Origin of the sequence: Archangium gephyra (assembly GCF_042230915.1) — a bacterium.
Taxonomy (GTDB): Bacteria; Myxococcota; Myxococcia; order Myxococcales; family Myxococcaceae; genus Archangium; species Archangium gephyra_B.
Genome location: NZ_CP102578.1, coordinates 10,686,265 through 10,707,841, shown reverse-complemented (window position 1 = coordinate 10,707,841; position 21,577 = coordinate 10,686,265). Strand labels below are relative to the sequence as shown.

At 70.2% G+C, this 21,577-nt stretch carries 16 protein-coding genes; 11 read left to right on the top strand and 5 right to left on the bottom strand.

The window, feature by feature from the left end:
- Positions 1-58: 58 nt before the first annotated feature.
- The 4 genes from pulA (at position 59) to NR798_RS42105 (ending at position 7,508) form a co-directional block, all read left to right on the top strand.
- Positions 59-3,856: a pullulanase-type alpha-1,6-glucosidase gene (pulA, locus tag NR798_RS42120; RefSeq protein WP_375768244.1), complete on the top strand. Its 3,798-nt coding sequence runs from the start codon at positions 59-61 to the stop codon at positions 3,854-3,856.
- A gap of 166 nt (positions 3,857-4,022) precedes the next feature.
- A complete protein-coding gene (gene larB / locus NR798_RS42115; RefSeq protein ID WP_375768243.1) occupies positions 4,023-4,775 on the top strand; it encodes a nickel pincer cofactor biosynthesis protein LarB in 753 nt (250 codons plus the stop codon).
- A 12-nt stretch (positions 4,776-4,787) separates the two neighbouring features.
- Positions 4,788-5,960 (top strand): nickel pincer cofactor biosynthesis protein LarC, encoded by a 1,173-nt coding sequence (gene larC, locus NR798_RS42110; RefSeq protein WP_375768242.1) that lies wholly within the window; start codon positions 4,788-4,790, stop codon positions 5,958-5,960.
- 27 nt (positions 5,961-5,987) lie between these two features.
- The gene (locus NR798_RS42105; RefSeq protein ID WP_375768241.1) at positions 5,988-7,508 is read left to right on the top strand and encodes an ATP-binding protein; all 1,521 of its coding nucleotides are present in this window, start codon (positions 5,988-5,990) and stop codon (positions 7,506-7,508) included.
- Here NR798_RS42105 and NR798_RS42100 read toward each other — a convergent pair.
- On the bottom strand, positions 7,492-7,896 hold the full coding sequence (locus NR798_RS42100; RefSeq protein WP_375768240.1) for a cereblon family protein: 405 nt from the start codon (positions 7,894-7,896) through the stop codon (positions 7,492-7,494). The two genes, NR798_RS42105 and NR798_RS42100, sit on opposite strands and share 17 nt — an antisense overlap.
- A gap of 46 nt (positions 7,897-7,942) precedes the next feature.
- Between NR798_RS42100 and NR798_RS42095 the strand changes: the two genes are divergently transcribed.
- The 4 genes from NR798_RS42095 (at position 7,943) to NR798_RS42080 (ending at position 12,508) form a co-directional block, all read left to right on the top strand.
- Positions 7,943-8,923 carry an ABC transporter ATP-binding protein gene (locus tag NR798_RS42095; RefSeq protein ID WP_375768239.1) on the top strand — a complete coding sequence of 327 codons (981 nt, stop codon included), beginning with the start codon at positions 7,943-7,945 and terminating at the stop codon, positions 8,921-8,923.
- On the top strand, positions 8,910-9,662 hold the full coding sequence (locus NR798_RS42090) for an ABC transporter permease subunit (protein WP_375768238.1): 753 nt from the start codon (positions 8,910-8,912) through the stop codon (positions 9,660-9,662). The genes NR798_RS42095 and NR798_RS42090 overlap by 14 nt, the downstream gene beginning before the upstream one ends.
- 15 nt (positions 9,663-9,677) lie before the next feature.
- Positions 9,678-10,754 carry a dipeptide epimerase gene (locus tag NR798_RS42085; protein WP_375768237.1) on the top strand — a complete coding sequence of 359 codons (1,077 nt, stop codon included), beginning with the start codon at positions 9,678-9,680 and terminating at the stop codon, positions 10,752-10,754.
- A 74-nt stretch (positions 10,755-10,828) separates the two neighbouring features.
- Positions 10,829-12,508, top strand: coding sequence for an FAD-dependent monooxygenase (locus tag NR798_RS42080; protein ID WP_375768236.1), 1,680 nt, complete (start codon positions 10,829-10,831; stop codon positions 12,506-12,508).
- Positions 12,509-12,943: 435 nt separating this feature from the next.
- Here the strand turns inward: NR798_RS42080 and NR798_RS42075 are convergent, their stop codons facing one another.
- The 4 genes from NR798_RS42075 to NR798_RS42060 all read right to left on the bottom strand — a co-directional run bounded on the left by NR798_RS42075 (position 12,944) and on the right by NR798_RS42060 (position 18,016).
- Positions 12,944-13,801 (bottom strand): DMT family transporter, encoded by an 858-nt coding sequence (locus NR798_RS42075; RefSeq protein ID WP_375768235.1) that lies wholly within the window; start codon positions 13,799-13,801, stop codon positions 12,944-12,946.
- An 84-nt stretch (positions 13,802-13,885) separates the two neighbouring features.
- Entirely contained in the window at positions 13,886-14,755 is an 870-nt protein-coding gene (locus NR798_RS42070) for a DUF1206 domain-containing protein (protein WP_375768234.1), read from the bottom strand.
- Between the two features lie 131 nt (positions 14,756-14,886).
- Positions 14,887-17,208 carry a putative Ig domain-containing protein gene (locus NR798_RS42065; protein WP_375768233.1) on the bottom strand — a complete coding sequence of 774 codons (2,322 nt, stop codon included), beginning with the start codon at positions 17,206-17,208 and terminating at the stop codon, positions 14,887-14,889.
- A 91-nt stretch (positions 17,209-17,299) separates the two neighbouring features.
- A complete protein-coding gene (locus tag NR798_RS42060; protein WP_375768232.1) occupies positions 17,300-18,016 on the bottom strand; it encodes a DUF4476 domain-containing protein in 717 nt (238 codons plus the stop codon).
- 147 nt (positions 18,017-18,163) lie between these two features.
- Between NR798_RS42060 and NR798_RS42055 the strand changes: the two genes are divergently transcribed.
- The 3 genes from NR798_RS42055 (at position 18,164) to dnaK (ending at position 21,562) form a co-directional block, all read left to right on the top strand.
- Positions 18,164-18,655 carry a transcriptional regulator gene (locus tag NR798_RS42055; protein WP_375768231.1) on the top strand — a complete coding sequence of 164 codons (492 nt, stop codon included), beginning with the start codon at positions 18,164-18,166 and terminating at the stop codon, positions 18,653-18,655.
- A 105-nt stretch (positions 18,656-18,760) separates the two neighbouring features.
- Positions 18,761-19,723, top strand: a complete 963-nt coding sequence (gene grpE, locus NR798_RS42050) for a nucleotide exchange factor GrpE (protein WP_375768230.1) — start codon at positions 18,761-18,763, stop codon at positions 19,721-19,723.
- A 6-nt stretch (positions 19,724-19,729) separates the two neighbouring features.
- The gene (gene dnaK / locus NR798_RS42045) at positions 19,730-21,562 is read left to right on the top strand and encodes a molecular chaperone DnaK (RefSeq protein ID WP_375768229.1); all 1,833 of its coding nucleotides are present in this window, start codon (positions 19,730-19,732) and stop codon (positions 21,560-21,562) included.
- Positions 21,563-21,577 lie beyond the last annotated feature (15 nt).

Here is a 21,577-nt window from a genome sequence, read left to right as displayed (position 1 = left end):
TCCGCATGAGGCGGCCGCGCTGGAGTGCCCCCCTCCGGCTTCACAGGTGCTTCAGCGAATGAGAATCAAGGCTCCCTCCACCAGACTGTCCCGCACGCGGGCGCTGCTCGGCGCGCTCGCCCTCTTCTCGGCGGGAACGGCGGCCGCCGCTCCCACGAGTGTCACCCTCGTCGGCTCCGTGCAGTGCCACGCCGATGACACGGCATGCCCCGCCGCGGGCCTGACCTTCGACTCGGGCGACAAGGCCTGGCAGGCCACCTTCAAGCTGAAGGCGGGCACGCATACGTTCCGCGCGGCCGTCGACGAAGATGGCACCGTCACCACCTACGGCAAGGGCGGCTCCCCCACCGGCGAGGAGCTGTCGCTGACGCTGGAGGCGGACGGCAACGTCAAGTTCTACTACGACCCCCAGAGCCACTGGCTCACCACCCGCTACAACTCCGCCATCGCCACCGCTCCCGGCAACTTCCAGAGCGAGCTGGGGTGCCCCGGCGACTGGCAGCCCGACTGCCTCGGCTCGTGGCTGAAGGATCCGGATGGTGACGGCATCTACACCTTCTCCACCGCGGCGCTCCCGGCGGGCGGCTACGAGGGCAAGGTCGCCATCAACGAGAGCTGGGATGAGAACTACGGCGAGGGCGGCAATCCGGGTGGTTCCAACATCGGCTTCTCCGTGCCCTTCACCGGAGCCCTGGTGACCTTCGAGTACAACGCGACCAGCCACAAGCTGAACATCTCCGTTGCCGGCGCGCCCAAGGGCGACCTCAACCGGGCCCGGGCGCATTGGATCACGGGCGAGCTGCTGGTGTGGGAGCCGGCCGTGGCCTCCATTCCGGAGGGCGCCACCTTCCGGCTGCACCACGATGCCACCGGGGCGATGAGCCTGGGCACCAACGGCATCGAGGGCGGCGCGTCCATCCCGCTCGAGTTCGTGACGCTGGGACTGCCCCCGGATGTGTCCGGGAAGTACCCGCACCTCACGGGCAAGCCGACGGTGCGCATCACCGGGGACTACCTGGCTCAGGTCCAGAACATCCTCAAGGGCCAGGTGGCCCTCTCGCTCGTGGACGCCGATGGCAACCTGCTGGACGCCACCTCGGTGCAGGTGCCGTTCGTGCTGGACGCGCTGTACGCCAATGACGAGGCGCTGGGCATCACCTGGACGGGTGGCGTGCCCACCCTGAAGCTCTGGGCGCCCACGGCCGTGAACGTGAAGCTGCACCTGTTCAGCGGCTCGGACCCCACCGCCTCCGCCGACTCCGTGGTGCCGATGACGCTCGACCCCGCCACGGGCGTCTGGAGCCTGACCGGCAACGCGGCCTGGAAGGGCCTGTTCTACCTCTACGAGGTGGAGGTGTACGTCCCCTCCGCGAAGAAGGTCCTGAAGAACCTCGTCACCGACCCCTACTCGCTGAGCCTGTCCACCAACAGCCTGCGCAGCCAGCTCGTCGACCTCGCGGACCCGGCGCTCGCGCCCGAGGGCTGGAGCTCGCTGGTGAAGCCCCCGCTGGCGGCGCCCGAGGACATCGTCCTCTACGAGCTGCACGTGCGCGACTTCAGCATCAGTGACAAGTCGGTGCCGGCGGACAAGCGGGGCACCTTCTCGGCCTTCTCCGAGACGAGCTCCCACGGCATGAAGCACCTGCGCCGCCTGGCCACCCACGGCCTCACGCACGTGCACCTGCTGCCCGTCTTCGACATCGCCACCATCGACGAGGACCGCTCCAAGCACCAGTCGCCCGCCGGGGACCTGGGCGCCATGGCCCCCGACTCCGAGGAGCAGCAGGCCGCCGTCGAGGCCGTGCGCGACCTGGACGGCTTCAACTGGGGCTATGACCCGTTCCACTACACCGTGCCCGAGGGCAGCTACGCGGTGAACCCGGACGGCACCTCGCGCATCGTCGAGTTCCGCCAGATGGTGAAGGGCCTGTCCGACAGCGGCCTGCGCGTGGTGATGGACGTGGTCTACAACCACACCAACGCCTCGGGCCTGGGCGACAAGTCGGTGCTCGACAAGGTGGTGCCCGGCTACTACCAGCGCCTCAACGCCGACGGCAACGTCGAGACGAGCACTTGCTGCCAGAACACCGCCTCCGAGCACGCCATGTTCGAGAAGCTCATGGTGGACTCGCTCGTCACCTGGGCGAAGGCCTACAAGGTGGATGGCTTCCGGTTCGATCTCATGGGCCACCACATGAAGTCCAACCTGCTCAAGGTGAAGGAGAAGCTCGGCGCGCTCACCCTGGAGAAGGATGGCGTGGACGGCTCGCGTATCTACCTCTACGGCGAGGGCTGGAACTTCGGCGAGGTGGTCAACAACGCACGCGGCGTGAACGCCACCCAGCTCAACATGCCCGGCACCGGCATCGGCACCTTCAGCGACCGCCTGCGTGACGCGGCTCGCGGCGGTGGCCCCTTCAGCGGCCTGCAGGAGCAGGGCTTCATCAGCGGTCTCTGGTACGACCCCAACTCCGTCACCGGCGGCAGCCCCGAGGACCAGCGCCAGCGCCTGCTGCTCCACATGGATCAGATCCGCGTGGGCCTGGCCGGCAACCTGAGCGAGTACACGCTCGTCAACAAGGTGGGCGACACCGTGAAGGGCTCGCAGGTGGACTACAACGGCCAGCCCGCCGGCTACACGTTGGATCCTCAGGAGGTCATCACCTACGTCTCGGCGCACGACAACGAGACGCTCTTCGACGCCGTGCAGATGAAGGCGCCCTGGGCGGCCCCCCTGGAAGACCGCGTGCGCATGCACAACATGGGCATGAGCCTGGTGGCGCTCGGCCAGGGCATCCCCTTCTTCCACGCCGGTGACGAGCTGCTGCGCTCCAAGTCGCTCGACCGCAACAGCTACAACTCGGGCGACTGGTTCAACAAGCTCGACTTCTCCTACGCGTCGAACAACTGGGGCGTGGGTCTGCCTCCCGCCGCCGACAACCGGAGCAACTGGCCCGTCATGAAGGCGCTGCTCGGCCGGCCGGAGCTCAAGGCCGGCCCGGAGCACATCCTCCGCTCGCTCGAGCACTTCGAGGAGATGCTGGCCATCCGCAAGAGCGCGGCGCTCTTCCGCCTGCGCACGGCCAAGGAGGTCCAGGAGAAGGTGTCCTTCTTCAATACCGGCCCCTCGCAGGTGCCCGGGTTGATCGTCATGAACCTCCGCGATCCGCTGGCCACCGACGGCTACACGGACGTCGTGGTGCTCTTCAACGCCAACGACGAGCACCAGGTGTTCCACATCCCCGCCTACTCGGGCGTCGAGATGCGGCTGCACCCCGTGCAGCAGGCCTCTACGGACCCGGTCGTCCGGGGCGCCTCCTTCGAGCCGTCTGGCGACTTCGTCGTGCCCGGCCGCACCACGGCGGTGTTCGTGAACGTGCTTGCCTCCATGCCAGATGGGGGCACGGGGGATGCCGGTACGGACATGGACGGTGGAACGGTGGACCCGACGCCGGACGCCGGTACGGGCACCGACGGTGGAACGGTGGACCCGACGCCGGACGCCGGTACGGGCACCGACGGTGGAACGGTGGACCCGACGCCGGACGCCGGTACGGGCACCGACGGTGGAACGGTGGACCCGACGCCGGACGCGGGCACGGATCCTGACGCGGGCACCGACCCTGGTTCCGACGCGGGCACCGACGCGGGTACCAACCCTGGCACCGACGCGGGTACCAACCCTGGAACCGACGCGGGCACCAACCCTGGCACCGACGCCGGGACGGGCAACGGTGGCGGTAACAACGGTGGCGGCTGCGGCGGCTGCGCGGGCACGGGCAGTGAGGCCTTCAGCACCCTGTCGCTGCTCCTCGGCGGCATGCTGTGGTCGCGGCGCCGCCGGACGCTGGCGTAGTCCGCATCACCCGGGGACCACGGGGGCCTGGCTCGCTCGAGCCCGGCCCTCGTGACCCGGTCCCCTCCCGGGAGCACCCGCGCCTGACTCGGCGGTGGGAGCCCCGGGAGGGTCTTCCGCACGCTCCTCATTCCACCGGCCCGCACAGTGGGGTAGAGGGGCGGGCATGGACGAGAAGACGCTCACCCGACTGCTCGAGCAGGTGAAGGGCGGCAAGGTCTCGGTGGATGACGCCGTGGGCCAGCTGAAGGATCTGCCGTTCGCCGAGCTTGGTTATGCCACCGTGGACACCCACCGCAGCCTGCGCTTCGGCTTCCCGGAAGTGGTGCTGGGCGAGCCGAAGACGGCCGAGCAGGTGCTGGGCATCGTGGGCAAGCTGGTGGAGCGCAAGCAGACGGTGCTGGTGACGCGCCTTCAGTCGGAGAAGGCCGAGGCGCTCGTGGCCGCCTACCCCAAGGGCGAGTACCACGCGGTGGCGCGCATCTTCCACCTGAAGCAGGGCAAGCCGAAGGCGGGGAAGGTGACGGTGGTGACGGCGGGGACGGGCGACATCCCCGTGGCCGAGGAGGCGGCCATCACCGCGGAGGCCATGGGGGCCACGGTGAAGCGCGTGTACGACGTGGGCGTGGCGGGCCTCCACCGGCTGCTGCGGCGGCGCGAGGAGATTCAAGACGCGCACGCGGCCGTGGTGGTGGCGGGCATGGAGGGGGCGCTGGCGAGCGTGGTGGGCGGATTGGTGGGCATTCCGGTGGTGGCGGTGCCGACGTCGGTGGGCTACGGGGCCAACTTCGGGGGCGTGTCCGCGCTGCTGACGATGGTGAACTCGTGCGCCTCCAACGTGGCGACGATGAACATCGACAACGGCTTCGGGGGCGGCTTCTACGCGGCCCTCATCTCGCGCACCAAGGGCCAGCGCTGAGGGAGAACATCCGTGCGCAAGATTCTCTACCTGGAGCCGGTGGGCGGCATCGCCGGGGACATGTTCCTGGCGGCGGGCGTGGACCTCGGCGTGACGCCGGAGGCCATTGCCCAGGCGCTCAGCGGGCTGAAGGTGCCGGGCTGGAAGCTGGCGGTGAGCCGGGCGGTGCGGCACGCCATCAGCGGCACGCACCTGGACGTGGTGCTGGACGAGCGCGAGGCCCATCCGCACCGCGCCTACTCGGACATCCGCCAGCTCATCGAGGCGGCGGACACGCTGTCGCCCCGGGCCAAGGAGCGGGCGCTGGCGGTGTTCCGGGCCATCGGCGAGGCCGAGGCGAAGGTGCACGGGGTGTCCATCGACGCCATCCACTTCCACGAGGTGGGGGCGGTGGACTCCATCGTGGACATCTGCGGTGCGGCGGTGGTGTTGGACCTGCTCGGAGACCCCGAGGTGTACTCGGCGCCGCCGCCGCTGGGCAGCGGCACCATCCGGGTGGCGCACGGGAACATGCCCATTCCGGTGCCGGCCACGCTGGAGCTGCTCCGGGACGTGCCGGTGCGCTTCGAGGGCGTGGGCGAGCTGACGACGCCAACGGGCGCGGCGCTGCTCAAGGTGCTGGCGCGCATCGGCCAGCCGCCGCCGGACTTCATCGTGGAGCGCATCGGCTACGGCGTGGGGACGAAGGACTTCCGGGACAGGCCCAACGTGCTGCGCGCGGCCATGGGCCGGGCCGAGGCGCGGGCCGAGGGCCTCTGGGTGGTGGAGGCCAACCTGGACGACAGCACGCCGCAGCTGCTCGGCTACCTGCTGGAGCATGTGCTCACGAAGGGCGCGCTGGACGCCTGGGTGGTGCCCGCGACGATGAAGAAGGCCCGGCCGGGGCATGTGCTGAGCGTGCTGGTGGAGGGGGGCGCGCGGGAGACGGTGACGGACACGCTGCTGCGCGAGTCCACCACGCTCGGGGTGCGCTCCTACGCGGTGGAGCGCACGGCGCTGGAGCGCGACTGGGTGGAGGTGGAGACTCCGTGGGGCCGCGTGCGGGTGAAGCGCGGCCTGCGCAACGGCACGGTGCTCAACGCCCACCCCGAGTTCGAGGACTGCCGCAAGGTGGCCGAGGCCGCGGGCGTGCCCCTCAAACAGGTGATGGCCACCGCGCTGGCGGCACTCGGCCCGGGGCGGTGAGCTCTCATGCCATGATGGGGCACGGTCATGGCCCCCGTCCTGGATGAAGCGGTGCAGTGGGACCCGAGCGCGCTCGGGCCGACGCTGTTCGAGCCCCTGGTAGATATGCCGTTGCATATCTCGTACACCCTTCGGACCCACCTGACCGTCCTGTTCAATCTGCTGCGGTCTGTGGAGCGCTGGGTGGACCCAGGGACGCCGGAAGCGAGACGCGAGGAACTGCGTGCGCTCCTCCAGCGGGCAGAGGAGGCATGCCGTCACCTCTACGACATCACCAGCCGCACCCGCTTCCTCCCGCACTCGGCGAGTGCCACGCCCCAGCCGCTGGACGTTCACGAGCGCCTGGATGCGGTGCTGCGTCTCGTTGAGGGAGAGCAGGTGCGCACAGCCCGGCTGGAGACGGAGTACGCGCCCATGCTCCCCCGTGTTTCCGGTGACGAGGCGCTGCTCAACCAGGTGTTCTTCACCCTCCTCCTCGATGCCCTCCAGACCGTGCCGCCAGAGACACCCCAGCGGCACGTGCTCACCGTGCGTACGCAGCCGCACGAGGGCGGCGTGCTCGTGACCCTCTCCGCTTCCGGTCCGGGCCTTCCACCGCGGGTGCTGCCCCACCTCTTCGAGCCGCTCCACCCCTCCTGGCACACGGGGTCCGGTGCCTGGCTCGACCTGTCCCTCGCCAAGACCTTCGTCGAGGTGATGGGCGGGAAGCTCCAGGTGGAGAGTCAGGAGGGCCAGGGGACGGCCTTCTCCGTCTTCCTGAGCGCTGGCGGGCAGACCCTGGAGGAGCCGGACCGTCTGCTGAGTGGAATCGCCACCCTGGTAGGCGGCGACGAGGCGCGGCTGCGGGCGCTGCAGCGTGCCCAGCGGGACACCCAGAGGGCCTTCGTGGCGTGCCTCGCCCGTGAGCTCATGCCGCCCCTCCACACCCTTCGCTCGTGCCTGAAGAAGCTCACCCGCTTTGGCGAGAGCGGCCATGTGCGCTGGATGCCCATGTGCATCGAGGCCTGGCGGCACTCCCGTGACTTCGTTCGAGACCTGTTGCGCCAGCGCTACGGGCCGCGAAGGGCTCCAGCCCTGGTGGACGTCCGGGTGAGCCTGGACGCGGTGTTGAGGGACTCCCTCCGGGGCCTGGAGCCTCCGGTACGGCTGGAGACGGAGCATGCCACCGGGCTTCCCGGCGTCCTCGCTCGCGAGGGGCAGCTCTGGCTGGTGTTCCACTCTCTGATCCGCGAGGCCCTCTTGGCCATCCGGTGCGGCCAGCCGCGGCAGCACGTGCTCCGGGTGCGCACCCGGTGGGAGGAGGGCCAGGTGTGCGTGGACATCTCCGATACCGGCGACGGCTTTCCCTCGGAACTGCTGCCCCACGTCCGTGCCCCGGTCTTCTACCGGCCGGATCTCCATAATCCTGGATTCGGCCTGTCCCTGAGCGAGTCCCTCCTCCAGACCATGGGAGGGCAGCTCCGGGTGGAGAGCCAGGAGGGGCAGGGCACGACCGTGTCCGTGCTCCTGCCCGGAGTGCTCACGCCCCCGTTCAGCCCGGCGCGGTGAGCCGGTCCAGCACCAGCCCGAGGAAGCCGCTCTCGCCGTGGAAGGCCCAGCCCAGGTGCGTCTTGCATTCGGCGCACAAGGCGTACTGCCACGTGAAGCCCGGGAACCAGCTCGCCTCGGCGGTGGGCGGGCCGATGATGAGACAGCCCTCGGCCCGGGCGAAGCACCCGAAGTGGAAGACGAAGCCGGAGGGATTGACGCGGGTGTGCGTGGAGCGGCCGTTGACGGTGGTGCGGTCTCGCTCGCGGGTGATGACGTGGCCGCAGCGCGCGCAGCACAGCGGCGTCTCCGGGTCGCGCGACTCCGTCTTCTCCTCGGCCTGGCGGGCGGGCGTGGCCTTGGCGGGCGCGGCGGGGCTGTCCTTGAGCCACCGGGCGGTTGGATTCATGGCGCGGGAAGTCTCCTCGACTGCTGGTGCCCATGTTCGCGGACGGATGCAAGGCCGGGCCCGCGTGGTATGTCCGCCGCGCGAGTGGGAGGACGGCCGCCTGGCGCTCAACGAACATGTACCGCTGGAGGTCTCCAGCGTCACCAAGGTGTACCCCGGCGGCGTCCAGGCGCTCGACCAGGTGAGCTTCCGGATTTCCCCAGGGGAGCGGGCCTGCCTGCTCGGCCCCAACGGCGCGGGGAAGACGACCCTCATCCGCCTGCTCACCGGCGCGCTGCGGCCCTCGTCGGGGCAGGTGCGCCTCTTCGGGCTCGGCGTCGATGAGCCGGACTTCCTCCAGGCCAAGCGGCGCGTGGGCATCGTCCCCCAGTCCCCGGGCATGTACCGCGACCTCACCGTGGACGACTTCCTCCTGCTGGTGCGCGACCTGTACGGCCGCGGGAACATCCCCGAGGTGGTGGAGGCCTTTGGCCTCGGGCCCTTCCGCTCGCGGCGGATGGCGGAGCTGTCCGGCGGCATGCAGCGCCGCTTGTCCATGGCCGCCGCGCTCGTCTCCTCTCCAGAGGTGCTGCTGTTGGACGAGCCCACGGTGGGGTTGGACCCGGTGGCCACGCGCGAGGTGCACACCTTCCTGCGCAAGGTGATGCCCGGCCGCACGGTGCTGCTGTGCACGCACAACCTGGCCGAGGCCGAGGCGCTCTGCGAGAGCGCGGTCATCCTCCGTCAGGGCAAGGTGCTGCTGCACGAGCGCATTGCCACGCTGCGCCAGCGGATTCAACCGGTGCTCGTACTGCGCGCCACCCAGGGTCCCGAGCGGCTGGCCGAGGCGCTCGCGGGACAAGGCCTCACGCCCACGCGCGAGGCCGAGGCGGTGCACGTGCACGTGGCGGACGCGGCGGCGCAGGCTCCCGGGCTGCTGCGCCACCTGCTCGGCGTGGGGCTCGACGTGTACGAGTGCCGCGTCGTGACGCCGAGCCTCGAGGAGCTCTTCCTGGACGTGGTGGGGGCGAACGATGCTCGCGCGTGAGGTGCGCATCCTCTTCCGCAAGGAGTGGCGCCAGTTGGTGCGCAGCCGCGGCGCGATGCTGACGGCGCTGCTGCTGCCCATCATCCTGCTGGTCATCGTCCCGGGGTTGCAGATGCTCGGGATGAAGACGGGGGCGGCGAAGCCGATGAACCTCCCGCCTGGGGTGGTGCTGCCCCGGGGGCTGCGGGAGATGGTGGACGACCCCCTGGCGATGATGCGGGCCATGCTGGTGCCCTTCATCGCACTCGGCGGGCTCATCGTGCCCTCGGTGACGGCCAGCTACATCCTCATCACCGAGCGCGAGTCGCGCACGCTCGAGCTGCTGGTGGCCCTGCCGGTGCGCGTGGGGCAGATACTGCTCGCCAAGCTGCTGGCCCTGCTCGCCCTGGCCTCGCTCGTCACCCTGGTGCTCTTCTCGGTGGACGCGGTGCTTATCCTCGGGTTGGGGCTCGGCTCGCCCGGCTACGTGCTGGCCCTGCTGGCGGTGCTGCTCACGTCGCTGACCTTCTCCACCACCACCGCGCTGCTCGTCAGCCTGCTGGCGCGCGACTTCCGCACCGCCAACAACATCAACGGGCTGCTCATCGGCCCCACCATCCTCGTCTGCTTCTTCGTCACGCTCGCCGTGCCGGGCCCCTTCCTCTCTTCGCTGCTGCTGGCGGCGCTGTTCGCGATAGGGTCCGTCGTCGCCACCTTCGTGGCCATGAAGGTGGTCACCTTCGAGCGTCTGCTGCGCTGAACCCCCTGGAGGCCCATGCTCCCGACCCTCATCACCGAACTGACCTTCGAGCCGCTGGACCTCGCGCTCACCGAGCCCTTCGCCATCGCCACGGGGGCTCCGGACATGGCCAACAACGTGCTGATCCGTCTGACGCTGGCGGACGGGACGGTGGGCCTGGGCGAGTCCGCGCCCCTCACGGCGGTGTCCGGCGAGACGCAGGCGAGCACGCTCGAGGCGCTCCGCTCGGTGCGTCAGGTGCTGCTCGGCAAGGACGCGCGGGGCTGGCGTCCCCTCGGGGCGTTGCTGGGCGAGGCCCTGCCGGCCGCGCCTTCCGCGCGCTGCGGCCTGGAGCTGGCGCTGCTGGACGCGCTGGGCCGCCACTACCGGATGCCGCTCTTCGCCTTCTTCGGCGGGGCGGGCACGGGGCTGGACATCGACATGACGGTGACGGCCGGTGACGAGGCGCACGCGGCGTCCTCGGCGCGGGCCATCGTCGCGCGGGGCATCCGCACCATCAAGGTGAAGGTGGGGGCGCTGTCGGCGGAGGAGGACGTGCGGCGCATGGTCATCATCCGCCGCGAGGCGCCCGGCGCGCGGCTGTTCGCGGACGCCAACGGGGGCTACACGGTGGCGCAGTCGCGGACCTTCCTCGCGGGGCTGGAGGCCGAGGGCGTGCCGCTGGCGCTCTTCGAGCAGCCCGTGCCTCGCGAGGATTGGGAGGGCATGGCGGAGCTGACGCGCTCGTCCCGGGTGCCCATCTGCGCGGACGAGTCGGCCCGCACGGCCAAGGACGTGCTGCGCCTGGCGCGCGAGGGTGGGGCGCACGGCGTCAACCTCAAGCTGATGAAGAGCGGCGTGGTGGAGTCGCTGGCCATGTGGAACCTGGCGCGCGCCTCCGGCATGGAGCTGATGATGGGCGGCATGGTGGAGAGCACCCTGGCCATGAGCAGCGCGGCGCACTTCGCCGCCGGGTTGGGCGGCTTCGACTACGCGGACCTGGACACGCACCTCTTCATCCGCGAGCACTCCTTCCGGGGCGGCCTGCGCATGCAGGACGGGCGGGTGGACATCGGCCACGTCCAGGCGGGCCACGGCGTCGACCTGGGCTGAGCGCGCTGGGCGCCGTCCGCTTCCTATGCCAAGGTGGCTCGCACCGGCGGTGTGAGCCGGCAGGGGGAGACGGCATGTTGGACGCACTCGTGGTGGGAGCCGGGCCCACGGGCCTGACGATGGCCGCCGAGCTGGCACGGCATGGCCTGCGGTGCCGTGTCGTGGATCAGCTCGAGGCCCCCTCGGTGCTGTCGCGCGCGTTGGCGGTGCAGGCGCGCACGCTCGAGGTCTTCGACGACTTCGGAATCGCCGAGCAGGCCCTCGCGCGCGGGCGGAAGACCGAGGCCTTCAACGTGGTGGGCGCTGGAGGCATTCGCACGCGGGTGCCCATGCAGGCCTTCTCCTGGCTGGAGACGCGCTTCCCCTTCATCTTCATGCTGCCGCAGGACGCCACCGAGGCGCTGCTCACCGAGTACCTGGGCACGTTCGGGGTACGGGTGGAGCGGGGCCTGGCGCTGGAGGACTTCCGGCAGGACACGGACGGCGTCGAGGCCACGCTGAAGCGGGCGGATGGCGGGGTGGAGCGCGTGAGGGCGCGGTGGCTGCTGGGGTGCGATGGCGCGCGCAGCCGGGTGCGCAAGGGCGCGGGCATTCCCTTCGAGGGCGAGACGTATGACGACGCGTGCGTGCTGGCGGACGTGCGCGTGGACTGGCCGCTCGGGCAGGGGGAGCTGGTCCTCATGCCGTCCATGCACGGCGTGGTGGGGGCCTTCCCCATGCCGGGGGAGCACCGCTACCGGCTGTTCTGCATCATGCCGCGGGACATGCTCCCGGAGGGCGACGAGACGACGCCCCTCTCGCTGGAGGAGATGCAGTCCATCCTGGAGCGCATGTCGAACGTGCCGGTGCGCGTGAGCGAGCCGCGCTGGCTGACGCGCTACCGGCTGCACCGCCGGGGCGTGCCGCGCTACCGCCAGGGCCGCGTGTTCCTCGCCGGGGATGCCGCGCACATCCACAGTCCGGCGGGCGGGCAGGGGATGAACACGGGCATCCAGGATGCCTACAACCTCGCCTGGAAGCTGGCGCTCGTCACCCGGGGCCGCGCGCCGGAGTCGCTGCTCGACACCTACGATTTGGAGCGGCACCCCGTGGGGCAGCTGCTGCTGGAGGGCACGGACAGGCTCTTCGGCCTCATGACGCGAGGCGGGACCTTCTCCCGGCTCCTGCGCACGTACGTGGCGCCCCGGCTGGCCAAGGGGCTGCTGGGGAGCGGCTTCACGCAGCGGCGCATGGCGCGCTTCGTCACACAGCTCGCCATCCACTACCGGCGCAGCCCGCTGTCCACCGAGCGCATCTGGGGCGAGGAGATGGGCGGCGTGCGGCTGGAGGAGGGCCCCGCGCCCGGGGAGCGCGTGCCGGAGCTGCCGGTGAAGGGGGAGGGCGTGGAGCGCCTGCACGAGGTGCTGCGCGGCCCCCAGCACACGCTGCTGCTGTTCACGGGCCTGACGCCCGAGGCGAAGCGGCGAGGCGAGCTGGTGACGCTCGTGCGGCGGCTGGAGGCGGCGTATGGGCCGTTGCTGAAGGCGCGCGTGGTGGTGGCGGGGGAGGGCACGCCGGGGCCCTTCGTGCTGGCCGACTGGGAGGGCGCGCTGCACCGCCGCTTCGGAGCCGGGGCGGAGTGCTTCTACCTCGTCCGGCCGGACGGGTACGTGGGGCACCGGGAGAGGCCCATCGAGCCGAAGCGGCTCGAGGCGGAGCTTGCCCGGCGTCTGGGTCCGGCCCAGGGCGGCGACGAGAAGCGCGTCGCCGGGTGAATCCGCGTCAACACCCTCTCCCTCTGGGAGAGGGCTGGGGTGAGGGTCATCCTGCCGCCACGGGCACAAAAGTGCGGTGCCACTGCCAGCCTGGCCGCGTTTCACTTGTCACCGGTGACAAGTGGAATGGACCCAACGCGTTTCACTTGTCACCGGTGACAAGTGGAATGGACCCAACGCGTTTCACTTGTCACCGGTGACAAGTGGAATGGACCCGGCGGGTTTCACTGGTCACCGGTGACGAGTGGAATGGACCCGACGGGTTTCACTGGTCACCGGTGACGAGTGGAATGGACCCGACGGGTTTCACTGGTCACCGGTGACGAGTGGAATGGACCCGACGGGTTTCACTGGTCACCGGTGACGAGTGGAATGGACCCGGCGGGTTTCACTGGTCACCGGTGACGAGTGGAATGGACCCGGCCCGGCGATTCCTCAGCCCTGGGCCTCTCGCGCCGGGGTCTCCGCCGGGGCTCTACCACCACCGGAGCCCAGCAGCGTGCGCCACGCGGTGGCCAGGAGGATGATGGTGCCGCCCACCAGGGCCCACGGCCCGGGCCGTTCCCCCGCGAAGAGGAAGGTCCACACGGGGTTGAGCACCGGCTCGAGCAGGATGAGCAGCGAGGCCTCCACCGCGGGCGTCTCGCGCAAGCCGCGCTGGAAGAGGGCGTAGGCGAGGCCGAGCTGGAACACGCCGAGGAAGAGGATCATCCCGATATCCAGCGGCGTGGGCGCGGGGCCGCCGAGCGCGGGCAGCAGGACGCCGAGGCCCGCGATGACGTTGCCCCACACCAGCACCGACGAGCCCTCCTCGCCCACCGCGCGCAGCCCGAGGATGCACAGGGCGAAGGCGAGGCCCGAGCCCAGGGCCACCACATTGCCCCAGAGCTGCCCCGGTGCGAGCTGATCCAGGAAGAAGAGGCTCAGGCCGAGCAGGAACACGGGCACGGCGGCCATCTCACCGCGCGAGGGCCGCTCGCGCAGCAGCAGCGGGGACAGGAGCAGCACGTAGAGCGGCGCGGTGTCCTGCAGGAAGATGGCGTTGGCGGAGGTGGTGAGCTTGTTGGCGAGGATGAACGACACCACCGTGGCGGCGTAGGCCACGGCTGCCATGAGCCCTCGCCGGGACGGAAGCCGGCGGCCGGCGGGGATGGCGAGCGCGAGCACCAGGGCCGCGACGAGCGAGCGGCCGGAGGCGATCTGCCAGGCCGACAGGGAGGAGAGCTTCACGGCGGCGCCAGCGGTGGACCAGAGCACGGCGGCGGCGAGGAGGTAGAGACGGGAGCGGAGCATGGGACGCGCGGGTGACTCGCGGGTGACTCATATGCCGGTCACCTGGGGAATTCCATCCCGCGCGGCCCCATGCGGAAGGGGCGGCTAGGCACCGAGGAAGCGCCGGTACCGGGCCTCGACGGCCATGTAGACGGCGTAGGCCACGAGCCCCGCGGCGGCCAGCGCCAGCAGCACCGCTCCATGAGGCTGGGCCGCGAGCGCCTCCAGGGCTCCGTCCAGTCCTCGGGCCCGCCGGGGATTGGCGGTGAGCGCCGCCTGGACGAGGAAGCCGCCGATCAGCACGAACACCGCTCCGCGCGCGAGGATGCCCAGCTTGGAGATCCGCACCGCCCACTCCGCCTGCGGGGGCCGCAGCCCGTCCAGCCGCAGCTTCTTGCGGAACTTCTCCTTCCAGGCCTTGTACACCTGCCATACGCCCATGCCGGCGATGACGAGGCCCAAGATGGCGACCAGGGCCTGTCCGAAGGGCTGCGACATCAGCCGGGCCGTCCAGGACCGGGCGCTCTGGTCTCCACTGGTGCCGGCGCCTCCGGTTCCCAACACCAGGCGGAAGGCGGCCAGGGCGAGGAACGCGTGGATGGCGGCACTCACCAGGTAGAAGCCTCGCAGGAGCAGCCCCTTCGCGCCGGTGCCCTTGCCGTCCGGGTCCATCCAGGCCTGCACCACGCGCCAGAGGACGTAGCCCACCAGCCCCACCGCCACCACCGCCAGCAGCGCCTTGCTCCAGGAGCCCTGCGCCAGCGTGGCCAGCGCCCCCTTGGTATCGGTCGTCTTTCCGCCGGAGCCGAAGGCGACCTGGAGCGCGAGCACCCCAATCACCGCGTACACCACGCCCTTGGCCAGGTAGCCCAGGCGGGCCAGTGGCACCATCCACGGGTGGTGCAGCGCCTTCGCCCCGAGACGGTCACCCTGGTGCTTCAGCTCCGCGGCCTTCCGGCCAATTCCGTTCACCATCGGTCCTCCCTCCCCCACCGGAGCGCCGGAGCCACTGTCCGGCGGTGCGGTGCATCCCTTCGGAAGGTAGGCACACGAGGCGGCGCATCTCACGGAGCGCCTGGCTGGCGGCTCGCTCCTCGAACCACCGGCTAGAAGTTGCTCCCATCCACCCGCCTGCCCGGCGAGGAGCCGAGCGACGGGTTCAGCAGGTTGTGCAACCCGAAGGCTCCGGTGGGGGTCGCATCCGGGCTCCGGTTGTACGAGACGGCCTCGGTGGACTCGGTGTAGCGGGTGCTGTCCACGACCTGCTTCGCGCCGTTTTGCAGGTAGACGTCGTCGCCGCTGCCGCCGTTGTTGGTGCCCTTGTTGAAGAAAAGCCCGCCACTCGAGGCCGCCACCGCGTTCGTCGCTCCCGCGGGGATGGTGGAGGCGCCCGAGTAGACGACGACGGACTTGCCCGGTCCGAGCAGGGTGCCCGCGGCGAAGGTGTGCCGGGGCGAGGTACCGGTGTAGGCGCTGAGGTCGTTCACCAGCCAGCCGCCGAGGTCCACCGTGCTCGTGGTGGAGCCATTCACCACCTCCACGAACTGTTGCGCGAAGTCCCGCGCGGTCCCACCGGGCACGGGAGGCTCGTGCGGCAGGTACTCGTTGATGAACACCGGCGGGGGCCAGGACACGGTGAACGCCGTGTCGCTCTGGTCGGATGTCGCCGGGGCCGAGGCGTCGCTCACCCGCACGCGCGCCTGTGCCGTCGTCGCCGCGACAGGAGGCACCGTCCACGTGTACTGCCCGCTGGACGCCGGGACACTCGGGGCCAGCACCTGCCACGTCGCGCCGTTGTCCAGCGAGAGCTCGAGCAGCACCGTGCTGACGCCGTCCGCCGTCCAGGTGACGGTCTGCACGGTGCTCGACGCGAGCTGCTCGCCGCCGTTGGGCGAGGTGACCCGCAGGGGCGGAGGCGGCGGGGGCGCCACGTTGAACGTGAAGCGGCTGAGCACCGGGTAGTGGTCCGAGGTGGTGCTCTTGTACTGGGAGATATAGGCGTCCGGCCGCAGGGCTTGGGCGGAGTTGCTCACGTAGCTCGCCCGCAGCTCGTTGCTGACGAGCTGGTGGTCGATGAACTGGCTGTTGCTCACCGTGCTGCGCACGTTGGTGAGGGACAGGGGCTGGGTGAGGAAGGAGTAGTCCGCCGGGTCATCCAGGAAGTTCTGGTACGGCGTGGGCAGGTTGGTGCCGCTGGTGGAGTCCCGGGTGATGGAGACGTCCACGTCATCGTTCCAGTCGCCGAGCACGATGAAGCGTGTGTCCTCCGGCAGTGCATCCAGGTAGCCCTTGAGCGCCAGCGCCGCGTTCTTGCGGCGGTTGTAGGAGTCCGTGTCGCTGAGCGCCTTCATGTGCAGCACGATGGCCACCAGGTCCACGCTCGTGCCGTTGCGCGTGATGCGCAGCTTCACCTGCAAGGGCGGCCGCGTGCCGAAGTCGTAGTTGCTCGAGGTGAGGATGATCCGCGCGTCCAGCACGCTGACCACGTCCGAGCGGAAGAGGATGCCCACCTTCTGCTCGCTGACCGAGTAGTAGGAAGCTCCGGACACGACGCGTGGATCATTGGCCATGAAGCCGTCGTAGCCGGGCAGTTGTTTCAGCGCGTCGAACTCCGCGGCGTCCACCAGCTCCTGCAGGCCCCAGAAGTCCGCGCCCGTCGTGCTGACGACCGTCTTCACGTTCTCGAGCTGCAAGGCATCATCCGTGGGGCCGTCGCTCGCGTAGCCGAACCACTCGAGGTTCCAGTTGGCCGCGCTGAAGGCCAGGGGGGTGCCTCCATCCGTCCCGCCATCACCCCCGCCCCCGCCGTCAGCCCCGCCGTCGAGCGTGCCCGGGCGGACCACCAGCCCGAGCATGCGCGAGGCCTGGGCGCCGTGGACGTCCTGCGCGCGCACGGTGGGGGAGTAGGAGCCCGACTCCCGCGGTACACCCGTGAGCAGGCCGTCCTCGCCCAGCGAGAGCCCCGTGGGCAGTGCCCCGCCCACCAGCGTCCAGCGCAGGGGCGCCTGGCCTCCGCTGGCCTCGAGCTGCACGGCGTACGTCTCCCCCTGGGTGGCGAGGGGCAGTGAGGTGGTGGTGATGGCCGGAGTGGGGTGGACGAGCAGCCGGTACGTCCGGGCCTCCACGGCGCCCGCCGCGTCCTTGACCTGCTCCGTGAAGGAGTACGTGCCCGGTATGCTGGCCGTGCCCTTCAGCACGCCATCGCCGGTGGAGAAGAAGAGGCCAGGCGGCAGCTTCTCCAGCGAGTGCCGCAGCGGCGGCGTGCCCCCGGTGGCGGCGAGACTCACCTCGAAGGGAACGCCTTCGGTGGTCTCCAACTGCTCCAGGTCGGGCAACTGGAGGGGCTCGTTCCCAGCGGGCGTAGGCCCGGGGCAGGCACCGAGGAGGGCGAGGACGGCGAGCGTCCCCAGCAGGCGGGCGAACGGCATGGGAGTCGGGCTCCGGACTCGAGGCCTGTGCGGCCCCGGGGGGAGCCCGACTCTAGCGTGCCGGGGGGCCGGCACAGAAGCGTGACACGGCCTACGGGGTCTGCGCGGCCAGGATGCGCTTGAGCTCGTCCTTGTCGCTGGAGTGGTCGAAGGACTCGTACAGCTTGAAGCCGTTCTCCAGGTCCAGCAGGCGCGGGCGCAGCAGGCGCATGGCCTTCACCCGGTCACTGGAGAAGGAGAAGACGCGGAGGAGCTGCTGGGCCTGGGCCACCAGGAAGTACTGGGTGGGCACGGCCTGCTCCAGCACCGCCAGCTGGTCATCCGCGAAGGGCTCGTTGCGGATGGCCGACACCAGCGAGCGCAGCATGCCCTCGGTGATGGGCTGCACCGTGGGCTGCGGCGGCGGGGGAGGGGGCCGCGACGGCTCCATGCGCGCCAGGGGGGCATTGGTCACCTGCCGGCCCACCTCCTTGAGCTCGGCGCGAGCGTCGTCGAGCAGCCGCTGCAGCTGCTTGTCCTTCCTCGCCTGGCCGGTGGCCTGGGCGAGCTTCTCGTTGATGCCGGCCAGCTGCCGCATCAGCGCCTCGCGGTCCACCACCACCGGGGTGCCCGAGGGGCCCGGGCTGGGATAGCCCGGGGTGTTCGGGCCGCCGCCGCCGCCGCCCGGGGGCCCCCGGAAGGACTCGGCCTGGGCGGGGGGCGGGGCCTCCATCTTGACCTTGGTGGTGTCCTCCGCCTTGCTCTTGTTGTTCTGGGCCAGGGCCGGCACCGCCAGCAGGGCTGCCACGGCAATCAAGACTGCTCTCATCCGTCTCTCCAGGGGTGAAGATTGCTTTGCGCTCCGGGCGGGGGTGCAGTCTGATGCGGTGGCCTGCGCTCGCCGGATGGGCGCGCACTATAGCCTGCCCGGCCGGGTGCCAGGCGGCTCGCACTGTCCGTGAGGGAGAAGAGACCGATGGCCGAGAAATGGGACAAGCAGCTGATGCACTTCCTCAAGCGCACGGGTGAGGAACTCAAGCGCTCCAGCGAGGAGCTCAAGACCGAGGCGCAGCGGCTGATGGTGGAGGTGAAGGACCCCGCCAAGCAGGCCAAGGTGAAGGAAGGTATCGAGAACCTGCGCACCTTCGCCGTGACCGCGGGCAAGCAGGTGGCCGAGCGCATCGAGTCCGCCGTGCGTCAGGTGGAGGAGACCCTCGAGGGCGCCATCGAAGGCACCAAGGCAGCCCCCACCCCGGCTCCGCCTCCCCGCAAGGCGGCCTCTCCGGCGCCGGCCACCCCCCCCGCCGCCGAGCCCCCCGCCGCGAAGAAGGCGGCGGCCAAGGCGGGCTCCAAGTCCATCGGCCGCAAGAAGACGGCGGCCACCAAGGCCCCCGCGAAGAAGGCGGCCGCCAAGACCGGGACGAAGAAGTCCCTCGGCCGCAAGAAGCCCGCCCGTCCGGCCTCCTGAGGGGCATTCATCCGCTCTGGAATCCTCTAGGGGGAGCACATGGGCGGCCTGCGCCGGGCCGCCCCGGGCGTTGGATCAACCCCCGCCCCGTGACATAGTGCGCCCGTGGCCGGCTCCAACCGAGACGAGAAGAGCAGCTTCCAGACAAACATCTCGCAGGACGTCATCGACGCGGCGCTCGAGAGCGTCGAGCGTCACGTCCAGCCTCCGCCCATGGAGGAGGAGGAAGAGTTCCCCGAGAACGTGACCACCCTGGAGATGGAGATCCCCGAGGGTGGGCTCACCATGGAGGTGGCGATCCCCGAGGGCTGCGTCGCCGAGCCCGAGGTTCCCGCGGGCCCTGACGACAACGGGCTGCGCACCGCGCTGCACGAGTCCCATCGCGAGCTGAGCGAGATGCGCCGCGCGCGGGACGAGGCGCGCGAGCTGCTGGTGCAGTCGCGCCGCGAGCTGGAGGAAGCACGCCGCGAGCGGGACGAGGCGCGCGAGCAGCTCGAGTTCAGCCAGTCGCGCAGCCGCGAGACGATGGAGCGGCTCAAGGACAGCCACGAGCGGGCCCTGCGCGCCGCGGCCGACCTGGAGAACTACAAGAAGCGCGCCCAGAAGGAGAAGGAGGAGGTCCAGAAGTTCGGCTCCGAGCGCCTGCTCAAGGACTTCCTCCCGGTGGTGGACAACCTGGATCGCGCGCTGGAGGCCGCCCAGAAGTCCGCGGACTTCGAGAGCCTGCGCACCGGCGTGGAGATGACGCGCAAGCTCTTCGACAGCGCGTTCGGCAAGCACGGCGTGAAGGGTTTCTCCGCCGCCGGCCAGCCCTTTGATCCGCGCCTGCACGAGGCCATGCAGCAGGTGGAGAGCGCCGCGGTGCCCGCGGGCCATGTCCTCTACGAGGCGGTGCGCGGCTACACGCTCAACGAGCGGCTGATGCGGCCCGCGCTGGTGGTGGTGGCGCGCGCGCCCGTGGCCAGTCCGCCCGCGGCCGAGTCAACTTCAGAAACGACGCCGGAGGGTGAGCCCACGGGGGGGATCACCACCGAGCAGACCGGAACCACTCCCTCGGGGAGCCAGTAGGACGTCATGGGCAAGGTGATTGGAATCGATCTGGGGACGACGAACTCGTGCGTCGCCGTCATGGAGGGTGGCGAGCCGGTGGTCATCCCCAACAGCGAGGGCAGCCGTACCACGCCCTCCATGGTGGGCTTCACCGAGTCCGGTGAGCGTCTGGTGGGCCAGATTGCCAAGCGGCAGGGCATCACCAATCCGGAGAACACGGTGTTCGCCGTCAAGCGGCTCATCGGCCGCAAGTTCGACTCGCCCGAGGCCAAGAAGGCCATCAGCGTGAGTCCCTTCCGCGTGGTGCCCAGCCCCAACGGGGACGCCTGGGTGGAGATCCGCGGCAAGGGCTACAGCCCGCCGGAAGTCAGCGCCATCGTGCTCATGAAGATGAAGCAGACGGCCGAGGACTACCTGGGCGAGCCCGTCACCGAGGCGGTCATCACCGTCCCGGCCTACTTCAACGACAGCCAGCGCCAGGCCACCAAGGACGCCGGCCGCATCGCCGGCCTCAACGTGCTGCGCATCATCAACGAGCCCACCGCCGCCGCGCTCGCCTACGGCCTGGACAAGGTGCGCGACATGGGCTCCGAGCGCATCGCCGTCTACGACCTGGGCGGTGGCACGTTCGATATCTCCATCCTGGAGCTCAGCTCGGGCGTCTTCGAGGTCAAGAGCACCAACGGCGACACCTTCCTGGGCGGTGAGGACTTCGACCAGCGCCTCATCGACTTCCTGGCCAAGCGCTTCGCCGAGCAGAACAACGGCTTGGATCTGCGCAAGGACCGCATGGCGCTGCAGCGCCTGAAGGAAGCGGCCGAGCGTGCCAAGCACGAGCTCTCCAGCGCGACGGAGACGGAGGTGAACCTCCCCTTCATCACCGCGGACGCCACGGGCCCCAAGCACCTCACCGAGACGGTCGAGCGCAGCACCTTCGAGGCCCTGGTGGCGGACCTCGTCGAGCGCTCCATCGAGCCGTGCCGCATCGCGCTCAAGGACGCGGGCATCACCGCGCCGCAGGTCCACCAAGTGCTGCTGGTGGGCGGCATGACGCGCATGCCGGCGGTGCAGCAGAAGGTGAAGGAGTTCTTCGGCAAGGAGCCGCACAAGGGCATCAACCCGGACGAGGTCGTCGCCGTGGGCGCGGCCATCCAGGGTGGTGTGCTCAAGGGCGAGGTGAAGGACGTCCTCCTGTTGGACGTGACGCCGCTGTCGCTGGGCGTGGAGACGGCTGGCGGCGTCTTCACCAAAATCATCGACAAGAACACCACCATCCCCTGCAAGAAGGGCCAGGTGTTCTCCACCGCGGTGGACAACCAGCCGCTGGTGTCCGTGCATGTGCTGCAGGGCGAGCGCGAGATGGCGGTGGACAACAAGACGCTGGCGCGCTTCGAGCTGGTGGGCATCCCCCCGGCGCCCCGCGGCGTGCCGCAGATCGAGGTCTCCTTCGACATCGACGCCAACGGCATCGTGCACGTGAGCGCCAAGGACCTGGGTACCGGCAAGGTGCAGCAGGTGCGCGTGGTGGGTAACTCGGGCCTGTCCGAGGCGGAGATTCAGGCGATGATCTCCGACGCCCAGGCCAACCAGTCCACGGACAAGCTGAAGAAGGAACTGGCCGAGCTGCGCAACAACGCCGACTCGCTCATCTACACCACCGAGAAGAGCCTGGAGGAGTACGGCAACGTCCTGCAGGAGAAGGACCGCGAGGAGATCAAGGCCGACGTGGAGCGCCTCAAGGAGCTGTTCAAGGGCATGGATGCCGCCGCCATCAAGGAGGCCTACCAGCGCCTGGAGACCAGCGCCTACCGCATCGCGGACGCCCTCTACGCGGACCAGTCGAAGTCCGGCTCCTGAGCTTCACCGCGGGCC